The sequence below is a fragment of the Brevundimonas nasdae genome, from assembly GCF_016654005.1.
Lineage (GTDB): Bacteria > Pseudomonadota > Alphaproteobacteria > Caulobacterales > Caulobacteraceae > Brevundimonas > Brevundimonas nasdae.
Window position 1 is genome coordinate 94,681 of record NZ_JAEPWN010000005.1, and the last position, 12,789, is coordinate 107,469.

At 65.8% G+C, this 12,789-nt stretch carries 14 protein-coding genes; 6 read left to right on the top strand and 8 right to left on the bottom strand.

All coding sequences use genetic code 11. The annotated features are described in order from the left end of the window. Positions 1-4: 4 nt before the first annotated feature. The 3 genes from cpaB to JKF87_RS09310 all read right to left on the bottom strand — a co-directional run bounded on the left by cpaB (position 5) and on the right by JKF87_RS09310 (position 1,892). Positions 5-964 carry a Flp pilus assembly protein CpaB gene (gene cpaB, locus JKF87_RS09300; protein ID WP_201099608.1) on the bottom strand — a complete coding sequence of 320 codons (960 nt, stop codon included), beginning with the start codon at positions 962-964 and terminating at the stop codon, positions 5-7. 128 nt (positions 965-1,092) lie between these two features. Continuing rightward, positions 1,093-1,608: an A24 family peptidase gene (locus tag JKF87_RS09305; RefSeq protein WP_201099609.1), complete on the bottom strand. Its 516-nt coding sequence runs from the start codon at positions 1,606-1,608 to the stop codon at positions 1,093-1,095. A 110-nt stretch (positions 1,609-1,718) separates the two neighbouring features. Beyond that, positions 1,719-1,892 carry a Flp family type IVb pilin gene (locus tag JKF87_RS09310; protein ID WP_201099610.1) on the bottom strand — a complete coding sequence of 58 codons (174 nt, stop codon included), beginning with the start codon at positions 1,890-1,892 and terminating at the stop codon, positions 1,719-1,721. A 246-nt stretch (positions 1,893-2,138) separates the two neighbouring features. On the opposite strand from JKF87_RS09310, the gene JKF87_RS09315 reads away from it, so the two are divergent. The 3 genes from JKF87_RS09315 to JKF87_RS09325 are packed head-to-tail and all read left to right on the top strand — an operon-like array spanning position 2,139 to position 3,651. Continuing rightward, on the top strand, positions 2,139-2,558 hold the full coding sequence (locus tag JKF87_RS09315; RefSeq protein ID WP_201099611.1) for a pilus assembly protein N-terminal domain-containing protein: 420 nt from the start codon (positions 2,139-2,141) through the stop codon (positions 2,556-2,558). 59 nt (positions 2,559-2,617) lie between these two features. Further along, a complete protein-coding gene (locus JKF87_RS09320) occupies positions 2,618-3,109 on the top strand; it encodes a TadE/TadG family type IV pilus assembly protein (protein WP_307417792.1) in 492 nt (163 codons plus the stop codon). A gap of 2 nt (positions 3,110-3,111) precedes the next feature. Next, a complete protein-coding gene (locus JKF87_RS09325; RefSeq protein ID WP_201099612.1) occupies positions 3,112-3,651 on the top strand; it encodes a TadE/TadG family type IV pilus assembly protein in 540 nt (179 codons plus the stop codon). Here JKF87_RS09325 and JKF87_RS09330 read toward each other — a convergent pair. The 5 genes from JKF87_RS09330 to JKF87_RS09350 all read right to left on the bottom strand — a co-directional run bounded on the left by JKF87_RS09330 (position 3,648) and on the right by JKF87_RS09350 (position 8,249). Continuing rightward, entirely contained in the window at positions 3,648-4,961 is a 1,314-nt protein-coding gene (locus tag JKF87_RS09330) for an anthranilate synthase component I family protein (RefSeq protein ID WP_307417790.1), read from the bottom strand. The genes JKF87_RS09325 and JKF87_RS09330 overlap by 4 nt on opposite strands. Continuing rightward, positions 4,958-5,737, bottom strand: a complete 780-nt coding sequence (locus JKF87_RS09335) for a tyrosine-protein phosphatase (RefSeq protein ID WP_201099613.1) — start codon at positions 5,735-5,737, stop codon at positions 4,958-4,960. The genes JKF87_RS09330 and JKF87_RS09335 overlap by 4 nt, the downstream gene beginning before the upstream one ends. 22 nt (positions 5,738-5,759) lie before the next feature. After that, positions 5,760-6,062 carry a winged helix-turn-helix domain-containing protein gene (locus JKF87_RS09340; RefSeq protein ID WP_201099614.1) on the bottom strand — a complete coding sequence of 101 codons (303 nt, stop codon included), beginning with the start codon at positions 6,060-6,062 and terminating at the stop codon, positions 5,760-5,762. After that, complete coding sequence (locus JKF87_RS09345) at positions 6,062-6,685, bottom strand: hypothetical protein (protein WP_201099615.1); 624 nt, start codon at positions 6,683-6,685, stop codon at positions 6,062-6,064. Before JKF87_RS09345 ends, JKF87_RS09340 begins: the two co-directional genes overlap by 1 nt. Before the next feature lie 118 nt (positions 6,686-6,803). Further along, positions 6,804-8,249 (bottom strand): AMP nucleosidase, encoded by a 1,446-nt coding sequence (locus JKF87_RS09350; protein ID WP_201099616.1) that lies wholly within the window; start codon positions 8,247-8,249, stop codon positions 6,804-6,806. Between the two features lie 129 nt (positions 8,250-8,378). On the opposite strand from JKF87_RS09350, the gene JKF87_RS09355 reads away from it, so the two are divergent. The 3 genes from JKF87_RS09355 to JKF87_RS09365 all read left to right on the top strand — a co-directional run bounded on the left by JKF87_RS09355 (position 8,379) and on the right by JKF87_RS09365 (position 12,764). After that, entirely contained in the window at positions 8,379-9,629 is a 1,251-nt protein-coding gene (locus JKF87_RS09355; RefSeq protein WP_201099617.1) for a multidrug effflux MFS transporter, read from the top strand. A 99-nt stretch (positions 9,630-9,728) separates the two neighbouring features. Further along, entirely contained in the window at positions 9,729-11,681 is a 1,953-nt protein-coding gene (locus tag JKF87_RS09360; RefSeq protein WP_201099618.1) for a M1 family metallopeptidase, read from the top strand. Between the two features lie 105 nt (positions 11,682-11,786). Continuing rightward, positions 11,787-12,764: a complex I NDUFA9 subunit family protein gene (locus tag JKF87_RS09365; RefSeq protein ID WP_201099619.1), complete on the top strand. Its 978-nt coding sequence runs from the start codon at positions 11,787-11,789 to the stop codon at positions 12,762-12,764. Positions 12,765-12,789 lie beyond the last annotated feature (25 nt).

The window sequence follows — 12,789 nt, forward strand, 5'->3', positions numbered from 1 at the left end:
AGCCTCACGGGATCGTCACCACTTCGGGAGCGCCGCCGCGATAGACGCGGACGGAGGTGTTTCGCGCAGCGACCGCCGCGCGCTGGGCGCCGCGAACGGCGCCGGACGGCCCGGCGGTGTCGGCGTATGAACGAAGAACCAGCGACAGTTCGCCCTCCGCCTTGGCCAGGGCCAGAAGTTCGGCGTCCTTGGGCGTGACCTCCAGCGTGGCGGTCGCGCCGACCACGGACTGTTCATCGTCTCCGGCGCGCGTGGTCTGGTCGACGGCCAGAACCTTCAGGTTCTCAAGCACCGTGCCCGTGGCGTGTTTAGCGCGGTCCGAGGCGCCGCCTTCGGTCGCGTTGTTATTGTTGTCCAGTTGACGGGTCAGGACCACATCAACCCGGTCGCCAGGCAGGATGAAGCCGCCTGCCGCCGTCTCGACCGTGACGCGGATGGCCATGGCCCGCATGCCGGGCTCCAGATAGGCGGCCATATAGCCGCTGTCGCCCGCACGGACGATCTTGCGCGCCACGATGGGTTCTCCGGCCAGAATGGGTTCACGGACGACCGAACCGACATAGTCGGCCTTGGCGCCGCCCGTGGCGATGTCGTTGGCGGCGCGCGCCACCTTGGCGACGGCGCTGGGCTGGCCCTCGACGGTTCCTGCGGCGGGTTTGGCGGGCTCGGCCTTGGCGTCGGCCTCGACCGGCTTGGCCGGAACGGGCGTGGCGCCGTCGGTGATGTAGAGCGGATTGACCTCTGCGACCGGCATTTCCTTCCAGTCGAGATCAGCCTCCGTCAGCTTCTTGCCGGGCGCCAGATCATGTGCGGCGACCAGAACCCGCGCCTTGGGCTGGGTGTCGGCGGCGGCCGCAGGCGTTGCAGGCGCGCTGGAAGAGGAGCCCATGGCCCGGACGACCAGGGCCAAGCCGATAGCGGCCACGGCGGCGATGCAGATGACGGCGATGCGAGCGGGCTTCATCCAGGCGGTCTCCGGCGGGGAGTGGAACCAGGATTCGGTCCAAGAACACTCTGCCGTTAACAATCATGAGGCGAGTAGGTTAACGCGCCCCTAAACCTTCAAGACCGCCGCTCTTTGGACGTGCGCTGTTATTGAGTGAGCGCGAACGCCTGCATCAGATCGGCGCCCGGGAAGGCCAGCAGCGCGCCGATGGCGATGGCCACGCCATAAGGAATATCGCCCTTGGGCTCCAGCAGACGCGTGACCCATCCGGGCGCAAAGGGTGTGACCATTTGAAGATGTTGGCGCGCCATCATCAGGAAAAGACAGAATGCACCGCCGACCACGCCGGTCCACAACAGGAACATGCCCGACCCGGACAGGCCGAGCCATAGACACGTCGCAGCCATCAGCTTGGCGTCGCCGCCGCCGATCCAGCGCAGGGCGAACATACCCATTCCCGCGAACAGGGCGGCCAAGCCAACGCCGACGTGGATCGCCAAGGCCGCCGGACTGAGACCTGCCAGAAGCGCAGCAGGAAAGAACAGCATGACCAGAGCCAATGAAATCCAATTCGGGATCTTCATGGTCAAGAGATCGTGCAGACCTCCGACGATGACGAGAGCGGGCATGATGCCCAGAGCGATGAAAATGGCGGCGTCCATGAACGGCACTCTATTCAAAAGACATTAAGGCCGCGTTTCTCAAGTCGAAAAGCAAAAGGCCGGAGCGATGTCGCTCCGGCCTTCCGTTCTGCGTAAAAGGCGTTTGATTATTACTTTGCAGCGACCAGCTTGTCCGACACAGCAGCGAAAGTGGACGACAGCTTGGTGCCCAGAGTGGTCACGGCGCCGATGATGACGACGGCGATCAGGGCGGCGATCAGGCCGTATTCGATGGCGGTGGCGCCGGACTCGTCTTTAACGAAACGCGAAACAAACTTGGTCATTTTGGATCCCTTTCAAATAGATCAGCGAGCAACTTGGCGGGGGGAGCCGGATGCCCGCTTGACCCCCAAACGCAGGATCAAAATGCCCGACGCGAGTTAAAGCCGCGTCATGAGGTTTGGTTACTCCGATATTTACTTGAAAAAAATATCCAAGATCTCTGTTTTCGCCGCTTCAGTCTTTGTTGAGAAATACTGACGCATCTTGCGCGTCACCACGCGCGTGCGCGCCGTTTATCAGGCATCACCATGTCCCGGACTTCCGCCGCCCTCGGCCTCGTTCTCGCCCTCGCCGCCGTCACGACTCCGTCCATGTCCTGGGCGCAGGCGAGCACGATGAATGTGGAGATCGACCGTTCCACCCGCGTCCGTCTGACCGGAGGCGCGGCTTCGGTGATCGTCGGCAATCCGCAGATCGCCGACGTCACGGTCGTGGACGCCAACACCCTGTTCATCACGGGCAAGGGTTATGGCGTTACCCAGGTTGTCGCCGTCGACGCCATCGGACGCACCCTGTTCCAGCGCGACATCGTCGTCACCGCAGGTTCGACCGGCTCTGTCCGGGTATGGCGCGGCGCCCAGGCGACGGAAATGGCGTGCGGCGCGAGTTGCGCGCCCAGCGTGCGCACGGCAGGCGACAGCGGCGCCGCCCGTTCGACTGCGCCTTGACCCTTCGTCCGATGGGTTTCGCTCGCAGATTCAGTAAGGCGACGCAGGGTACTGCGGCGGTGGAGTTCGCGCTGGTCGCCGCTCCCTTCTTTCTGCTTCTGGGCGCGATCATGGAGCTCGCCATGGTCTTTGTGCTGGATTCCGTGCTGGAGGCCGCGACCATGGACACCGGCCGGATGATCCGCACCGGCCAGGCGGACGCCCAGGGTTTCGACGCCGCACGCTTCAAGGAGGAAGTCTGCAGCCGCATGAGCGTCTGGTCTGGCGATTGCCAAACGCGCGCGACCGTCGATGTGCGCGTCATCGGCTCGTTCAACACCGAACTTCCAGCGCCTTCCAAGCCTGAAGATCTGAAGGACTGTTATAATGGCGGCGGCCCCGGCAGTCTGGTTCTGGCTCGGGTCTGGTATCGCCAGCCGGTGATCACGCCCATCCTTGATCAGGCCATTGCCCGCGTCGGCAACCAGCGCACCGCCCTGCTGCAGGCGACGACCGCGTTCAAGAACGAACCCTTCACCCAGTCCGGCTCTGGCGGCGCAACCTGTAAATGACGATGGGTCGAAATATCCTCAGCAGGCTGGCGCGGGACACCAGGGGGCTCGCGGCGGTGGAGTTCGCCATCCTCGCGCCTGTGATGATCCTGATCTACGTCGGCGTGGCAGAGGTGTGCCAAGGCTATATGGCCATGAAGCGCACCAACCATGTCGCCGCCATGGTCGGCGATCTGGTGACCCAGAGCAGTTCGCTGGATCAGGCAGGCTTCACCAATGTCTTCGGCATCGGCGGTCAGATCATGGCGCCCTTCCCGGTGACGACGCTGAAACAGCGCGTGACCAGCGTCACACGTATCTCCGCCACCAAACTGCAGTTGGACTGGAGCAAGGGCGACGGCATGTCGCCAATGACGCTCAGCGAAGCCTCTGTGCCGGACGACTTGATCGCGCCGGGCCAGACCGTGATCATCACCGAGGCCTACTACGCCTATAGGTCGCCCCTGGGCTACGTCATGCCGGCGCTCACCAACTTCAAGCACACGACCTATCTTCAGCCACGCAACACCAACACGGTGGATTGCATACGCGCCTGCACCTAGTCGCGGGTCGAGATCAGGGCGTCCCGCAGGGCGGATATCTTGGCGTCGGTTTCGGCGCATTCGGCCTCAGGATCGCTGTCTGCCACGATCCCAGCTCCGGCCAGGGTGCGGTAACGCCAGCCGCTGTCGGTAAGTTCGAACGAGGCCGTGCGGATCAGGACCGAGGCGGTCAGGCCGCCGTTCGCTTCGATCAGAAACAGCGAACCGCACCAGGGGCCGCGCGGCGGTTCGTGCTGGGCGATCAGCTTCATCGCCTGATGCTTCGGCGCACCCGTAATGGAGCCTGGCGGGAAGGTCGCCTCCAGCAGATCGGCAGGGGTGACACCCGGCGCAGCGCGCGCCGTCACCGTCGAAACCAGATGATGGACCGTGGGGTGGCTCTCGACCGCGAACAGGGTTTCGACACGCACCGAACCGGGCAGTGACGCGCGGGCCAGATCATTGCGCATCAGGTCGACGATCATCAGGTTTTCGGCCCGGTCCTTGGCGCTGGCCAAAAGATCGGCGGCCTGGGCGGCGTCCTGAACGGGGTCGGCGGCGCGGGGGCGCGTGCCCTTGATCGGACGGGCCTCGATGCGGCCCGTCGCGGCGTCGAAGGCTAGGAACAACTCGGGGGAGTTCGACGCCAAGGCCCGACCCTCGATCCGCCAATAGGCCCCGAACGGTGACGCCCGCCCCTGCTGCAGGCGCAGGAAGACGTCGAAAGGATCGGCGTCGGACTTCAGAACGCCGGACCATGCGCGGGCGATATTGGCCTGAAACAGTTCGCCCGCCGCGATGCGAGACACGACATCGGCGACCGCATCTTGATAGCCGCCTTCCGATACCTCCGCCTCGAAGGTTTCAGCGGGAGCAGGGCGGGCGTGGGGCCGCCTCGCGCCGCCCAGCCAGTCTTCCGCACGAACGGCGGCGGCTTCGGCATCCGCTTGCGTCACGCCCCGGCCGATGATGTGGACGGATCGCTCATGATGATCAAAGCTCAGCAGCGCCGGATAACGGGCCAGCATCAAATCAGGCCAGACCGCCTCCCGCCGCCCCGTCGCCGGACGCGCGCCTGCATCATAGGCGGCCAGGCCGACCGTTCCGGGACCAAAGGTCGGATCGCGCAAGGCTTCGAACGGGGCCGCCTCATTGACCGAGCCGACGGACATGCGGTCCGGCTCAGCCCCGACATGGGACCACCGCCCGCCCGGCCCGCCATCCGACAACAGGGCCAGAACACCATCGCCGCCGCCCAGTCCGGCGACGACATGCAGAGGCTCCACCCATGGGTGGCTGCGGGTGGCGACGTGGTTCAGTCCCTGGCTCACGCCGACAGACGCGCCGTGATCCGGTCGCGCAGGGCCGCATCCACGCCCAGCACCTGTTCCAGATAGGCGTCCAGCGAGCCGTTGCGCTTGGCGATTTCGGCGAAGGCGGCGTCCAGATAGTCCGGCTCCACCCCCAGGAAGGCGACCACCGCCTCATGCGAGGCGACACGGCCGGTCATCTTCTCCAGTTGGCGGGCGACGGACGGGGCGCGTCGGTCCAGATCGACAGCGGCGTTGGTCAGCAGGAAGTCTTCGATCAGGTCGTCGCGCGAAACCCCCAACAGATGATGCGTCAGAGCGGCCAGAAAACCGGTGCGATCCTTGCCCGCCGCGCAATGGATCAACACGGGCCGATCCGTCTCGGCCAGGGCGCGGAAATAGCGGCTGAACACATCCCGATGCGACACGTCGAACGGCAGGCGGCGATAGGTGCGCTCCATGAACCGCCGCCCCGATTCCGGCGTCAGGTCTTCGGTCTTGAGAAAAGTGATGTGCGGCGCCTCCATGCCGTCATCGACCGTTCCGGCGATCACCTGGGCGTCGAAACCTTCGGGCCTGCGCGAGGGCTGGTCGCGGCGTTCGCCCGCCCGGCGCAGGTCGACCACCGTGCCGATGTTCAAGGTCTTCACCCGCTCCAGATCCGCATCGCTGGCCCGGGCATGGTGGGCCGAGCGCAGCAGAAGACCGGGCCGCAGACGCAGCCCGGCTCCAACGGCGTAATCGCCATAGTCGCGGAAGTTGTCGATGGCGTCGAAGGTCAGAAGGCGGCTGCTCATAGACAGGCCTTCTAGCGTGTCTTCATCGTTCTGGCAGCAGTTGCGACATTGCATCCAGATAGGCGACGAAGGCGGCGCGCCCGGTTTCCGTCAGACTGGCTTCCGTCAGGGGTTTGCGCCCCTTGAAGCTCTTGTCGACCCTGACGAAGCCCGCCTCTTCCAGTTTGCGCAGATGGACGGACAGATTGCCGTCCGTGGTCTGCAGCCGGGCCTTCAGGCTGGTGAAATCCGCCGTCTCTGCGCCCGACAGGAAGGCCATGATGCCCAGTCGGATGCGACCGTGAATGACCTCGTCGATGCGGCTGATGTCGAAGTCGTCCGCCATCAGATGACCTCAGCCGGTTCCTGGCGCATCAGGATCAGGCCCGGGATCAGGGCCACTGCGATCAGAACGACCGTGAAAACCAGATAGATGGCCGGACTGTCGATGAACCAGGCTACAGCGACGCCGCCGACATAGGCCAGCAGGGCAGTCCAGCCCATCCAGCGGGTGCGGGTCATCGCAGCGCCGATCATCCAGGCCGAGCCATAGGCGACCAGCACCACCGTCGGCATGACCGCCATCCACGACCAGTTGCCGGTCTTCACTGACAGGGCGGCCAGGGCCAGCCAGGTGGCGAATATGCCATATCCTACGCCGGACCAAGCGGCGCCCACGGCGCGATTGGCCGAGGAGTGGGCGCCGGGCCGGGCCTTGATGCGTCCGATCAATACGGTCAGGACGGCTGTGAAGACCACGCCCGCGCCGACCCAAAGCCACAAGGGCGCCCATGGCCCCGCCTCGACCAAGCCTGCCTGCATGACCCATTGGCCCAGGCTGGCTATCCCGAAAATGATGGCGGCCGCGACCAGTATCGGCCCTGCCAGCAGCGGGGCGTGCCGTCCCTCGTGCGCCAGCGCCCGCATATAGGCGATGTCGTCCTGAATAGCCTGATTGTCGCGCGCCATGGGGCGTCCTCCTGAACCTGATGAGCTCAGGATCAGTCATTTGCTTTATTTTGTAAAGTTCTTTTTATAGCGATCATATCCGCCCGATCCGCAGCTCACGGACCGGGCGGATGAAGGCTTAACGGAACGGCGGCTCGTCGAACGCGCGCAGCTTGCGGGAATGCAGGCGCGGGCCTTCGTTGCGCAGCAGGTCCACGGCCTGAATGCCGATCTGAAGGTGTTCGGAGATCGAGCCTTCGTAGAAGCGATTGGCCTGGCCCGGCAGCTTGATCTCTCCGTGCAGCGGCTTGTCCGACACGCACAGCAGCGTTCCGTAGGGCACGCGGAAGCGGTAACCCTGGGCGGCGATGGTGGCGCTTTCCATGTCGATGGCGACGGCGCGGCTCTGGTTGAAACGCAGCGCCGACTTGGAATAGCGCAGCTCCCAGTTCCGGTCGTCGGTGGTGACGACGGTGCCGGTGCGCAGGCGCAGCTTGACCTCGTCGCCCGGCATGCCGCTGACCGACTTGGTGGCGTCGTACAGGGCGCGCTGGACCTCGGCGATCGAGGGGATGGGGATGTCCGGCGGCAGAACCGCGTCCAGCACATGGTCGTCACGCAGATAGGCGTGGGCCAGCACATAGTCGCCGATGGTCTGGCTGGCGCGCAGGCCGCCGCAGTGACCGATCATCAGCCACACATGGGGACGTACGACCGCCAGGTGGTCGGTGATGGTCTTGGCGTTGGACGGGCCGACGCCGATGTTGACCAGGGTCACGCCCTGATTGCCCGGCGCCGTCAGGTGATAGGCCGGCATCTGGTGCTTCTTCCAGGCCGTGTCGCTGATCGCCGCCTCTGGGTTGGGCGTGTCGCGCGTGATGACGATGCCGCCCGCGCAGGACAGGGTTTCGTAGGGCGAACCCGGCGTCTGCAGCTGCTCGATGGCCCAGCGCACGAACTCATCGACGTAGCGATTATAGTTGGTGAACAGGACATAGGACTGAACATCGTCGACCGGCGTGCCGGTGTAGTGCTTCAGCCGCGCCAGAGAGAAGTCGGTCCGCAGGCCGTCGAAATGCGACAGGGGGAAGTCGCCGCCCGGCTCGAACAGGCCATCGGCGATTTCGTCGCCGATATGGGCCAGGTCCGTCGTCGGGAACCAGCGCGCCAGCGCCGCCGTCATCGACCGGTCCAGCGCCACTTCCAGACCGTCGGTCACATAGGGGAAGGGGATTTCCTGACGCGAGACCTCGACCTCGAAGGTCGCGCCGTATTCTTCCTCAAGCAGGCCCAGCTGCTCGGTCAGATAGGGGCGGAACAGGTCCGGCCGCGTGACAGTGGTCGAATAGCTGCCCTGGCGCGACAGCCGGGCATAGGCGCGCGGCGCCAGGTCCTGGGGGCGATCCCCGTCCCAGCGGATGCGAAGTTCGGGATAGGCGAACACCCCTTCGGCGCGTTTCAGCGGATCGGGCCGCTCGCCGGTGTTGACGAAATCCCGCACGGCGTCGCGCAGGTTGGTCACGGATTGGGTGTAGAGGGTTTCGAGGCGGTCCAGCGCCGCCTGTGCTGTCATTTGTTCTGTCATGACTTCCTCTAGCGAAGCTTCATGACAATGGCGAGGCGCCACGCGTTCAAGCTCGATTTCGTTGCGTTGCAGCAACTTGTCATGGCTGTGCGGTTGCGCATCGAGGCTTGGCGGCGCATCTGGAGCCCCATGTCCGCTTCCCCCGCGTCATCCGCCCCGAAGAAGGAGCTCGGCTTCGTCGAGTTCGTCTGCATCGTCGCCCTGATGATGGCGCTGAACGCCCTGGCCATCGACGCCATGCTGCCGGCCCTGCCGCACATCGCCGAAGACCTGGGTCTGGTGAACGACAATGACCGCCAGTGGGTGGTCACCGCCTATCTGCTGGGGTTTGGCGGGGCGCAACTGATCTATGGACCGCTGGCGGACCGTTTCGGACGCAAGCCTGTGCTGCTGATCGGGGTCGGCATCTATGTGGTGTTCAGCCTGCTGGCGACCATGGCGCCCACCTTCGACATGCTGATCCTGGCCCGCATCGGCCAGGGACTGGGCAGCGCCTGCACCCGCGTTCTGGCCGTCTCCATCGTGCGCGACCGCTATGAAGGCCGCACCATGGCCCGCGTCATGTCCTTCAGCTTCCTGGTCTTCCTGGGCGTGCCGATCCTGGCGCCTTCCATCGGTCAGTTGATCATGCTGGTCGGGCCGTGGCGCTGGATCTTCGGCGGTCTGGGGCTGGTTGGGGTGAGCCTGATCGTCTGGGCGTCGCTGCGCCTGCCCGAGACCCAGAAGCCGGAGGATCGTCTGCCCATCCAGTTCAGCCGTCTGGTTTCCGCCTACAAGACCGCCCTGACCGACCGCACCGCCATGGGCTACACCCTGGCCATGACGGCCGTCACCGGCGCCCTGTTCGGCTTCATCAACTCATCGCAGCAGATCTTCGCCGACGTCTTCCATGCCGAGGCCATCTTCCCCGCCGTCTTCGCCCTGATCGCGGGCGGGATCGCCGCAGCCTCCTTGTTGAATGCCCGTCTGGTCGTCAGCCTGGGGTCGCGAAAGATTTCGCACACGGCCCTGATCGGCTTCACCTCCATTGCGGGCATCCATGCGCTGGTGACCCTGACGGGGCATGAATCCATCTGGACCTTCGCCATTCTTCAGACCCTGACTATGTTCTGTTTCGGCATGATCGCGGGCAATTTCGGAGCCATGGCCATGGAGACCATGGGCCATATCGCAGGCACCGCCGCCTCGATCCAGGGCTTCATCTCCACCATCATCGGCTCCCTGCTGGGCTTCGCCATCGGCCAGCAGTTCAATGGCACGGTGACGCCTATGGCGGTCGGCTTCACGGCCATGGGCCTGATCGCCCTGGCCTGCGTCCTGTATGCCGAGCGGGGGCGGCTGTTCCAGGCCCATCACGCCAAGCCTCTGCCCGGCGCCTGACCCAGGGGCCGTGAAGGATGCGACGACCCAAGACTTGATCTTTTCGCCGTTTCCGCGCGTTCTCCGGCCAATCCTCTGGTCAGAACCCGGAAAGTCTCGATGAAGCGCAAAGCCTTCGGTCTCGTCTCCGCCCTCGCCCTCGCCGCCGCGCTGGGCGTGAGCGCCTGCTCCACCACGACCGGAGGGGCTTCCATGACGCCGCCCGCCATCGCCCCCGCGCCCGGCCCGCAGGCTGTCGACAGCCACACCTATGGCCGCCCCGAGATCGCCCGCGTCGTCGATGTGGCGCTGGACCTGACGGCGAACTTCCAGGCCAAAACCCTGTCCGGCACGGCGACCCTGGACCTGCTGACGGCGCCGAACGCCGGCGAAGTGATCTTGGACATCCGCAACCTCGACATCCAGTCGGTCAGCGATGCGGCGGGCCAGCCTCTGCGCTTCGACATCGGCCCCGACGACGCCATCAAGGGCCAGCCCCTGACGGTTCATTTCCCGGCCGCCGAGGGCGACGGGCGCCGCAAGATCATCGTCCGCTATTCGACCCGCCCTGACGCCGCCGCCCTGCAATGGCTGACCCCGGCCCAGACGGCGGGCGGGCAGAAACCCTATCTGTTCAGCCAGGGTCAGGCGATCCTGACCCGCACCTGGGTGCCGACCCAGGACAGCCCCGGCATCCGCCAGACCTATTCCGCCCGCATCACCGCCCCCGCCGACCTGACGGTGGTGATGAGCGCCGACCACCTGACGCCTGAGGGCGAAGCGGCGCCTAACGGCCAGAAGACCTGGCGCTTCCGGATGAACAATCCGATCCCGCCCTATCTGATCGCCCTGGGCGTCGGGGAGCTGGCCTTTGCGCCCTTCGACAACCGCACCGGCGTCTGGACCGAGCCCAGCCGCCTGGCCGCCGCCCAGTGGGAGCTGGAGCCGACCGCCGCCATGGTCACCGCCGCCGAGAAGCTCTACGGCCCTTATCGCTGGGGCCGGTACGACCTGCTGGTCCTGCCGCCCAGCTTCCCGTTCGGCGGCATGGAGAACCCCAAGCTGACCTTCGCCACCCCGACCATCATCGCCGGGGACCGGTCGCTGGTGTCGCTGGTCGCGCACGAACTGGCGCACTCCTGGTCGGGCAATCTGGTCACCAACGCCACCTGGAACGACTTCTGGCTGAACGAGGGCTTCACCTCCTATTTCGAGAACCGGATCATGGAGTCCGTCTATGGTCATGACCTGGCGGTTCAGGAGCAGGTCCTGGCCTGGGACGGTCTGCAGGACGAGCTGAAGAGCCTGCCCGCCGACGACACCAAACTGCATCTCAACCTGACGGGCCGCGACCCCGACGACGGCATGAACACCATCGCCTATGACAAGGGCGCCGCCTTCCTGCGCACCATCGAGGGCATCGCGGGGCGTGAGAAGTTCGATGCCTGGATGCGGGGCTATTTCGACCGCAACGCCTATCGCCCGATGACCACGGCCATGTTCCTGGACGACATCCGCGCCCATCTGGTGAAGGGCGACGCCCGTCTGGAAACCGCCTTGAAGCTGGACGAATGGGTCTATCAGCCCGGCCTGCCGTCCAATGCCGTAGCCCCCGTGTCCCATGCGTTCGAGCCGGTGGATGTCGCCGCCGTCGCCTTCTTCCAGAACAAGGGCCCGGCCTCGGCGATCCCGTGGTCAGGCTGGAACACCCAGCAGCGCCAGCGTTTCCTCAGCTGGCGTCCGCAAGGTCTGGCGGCCAACGCCGACTGGCTGACCGATGCGCAGCTGGGCGACCTGCAGTCGACCCTGAACCTGGCCAATGAGGGCAACAGCGAACTGATCTTCGCCTGGCTGCAGATCGCCCTGGCCCACCGTTATCAGCCCTCGGTCGTCACGGCCGAGAAATTCCTGACCAGCCAAGGGCGCCGCAAGTTCGTCCTGCCCCTGTTCCAGACGCTATGGAACGAGGGCGACTGGGGCCGCGCCCAGGCGCGTCGCATCTACGCCGAGGCGCGGCCGCTGTATCACCCGGTGACGGCCGGTTCGGTCGACGCTCTGGTCGGCCGCCCCTGACCAACGCATCCGCCCCTTCGTCGCTGGATGGAGGGGCGGATGTGCGTTGCGGCGCGGCGGCCTATCGTCTATCCCGCCGACACTGATTTCGACTGGAGATTTCTCATGGCTGACCTCGCCCCCGGCGTCGTGACCCTCTTCGGAGGATCGGGCTTCATCGGGTCGCAGGCCGTGCGCGCCCTGGCCCGTCGCGGCTGGCGCATCCGCATCGCCGTGCGCAACCCCGTCCTGGCCATCGAGATCCAGCCGCTGGGCGATCCCGGCCAGATTCAGTTCCTGCGTTGCGACGTCACCAATGCTGCTGATGTGGCCGCCGCCGTGCGCGGCTCCGACGCCGTGGTCAATATGGTCGGCGTCCTGCACGAAGGCGGCGGCAAGCGCGCCTTCAAGGCCGTCCATGTCGAGGCCGCCAAGACCATCGCCGAGGCCGCCAAGGCTGCGGGCGTCAAACGCCTGGTCCAGATCTCCGCCATCGGCGCCGACGCCAATAGCGCCTCCGCCTATGGTCGCTCCAAGGCCCAGGCCGAGGCCGAGGTCCGCGCCGTCTATCCCGATGCGGTGATCCTGCGTCCGTCGCTGGTGTTCGGCGCGGGCGACGGCTTCCTGAACCGTTTTGCGGCCCTGGCGACCTTCTCGCCCGTCCTGCCGCTGATCGGCGGCGGCGAGACGAAGTTCCAGCCCGTCTATGTCGGCGATGTCGCCGAGGCCATCGCCCGCGGCGTCATCCGCGGCGACGCGGTTGGCAAGACCTTTGAGCTGGGCGGACCGTCGACCTACAGCTTCCGCGAAATTCTGGAGCTGGTGCGTCGCGAGACGGGCCGCAATCGCCTGCTGGCGCCCCTGCCCTTCTTCGTGGCCAAGCCGCTGGGCTCGCTGCTGTCTCTGGTCGGCGTTCTGGGCGTGACCCCGCCGCTGACGCGCGATCAGGTGCTGATGCTGGAGCACGACAACGTCGTCTCACCGAACGCCGCCACCCTGGCCGATCTGGGCGTCACCCACACGACCGGCATGGAATCCACCGCGCCGACCTATCTGTGGAAATACCGCGTCGGCGGTCAGTTCGCCGCCTCGCCCGCCCACTGAGATTCTCGCCTGATCGGCGTCGCGA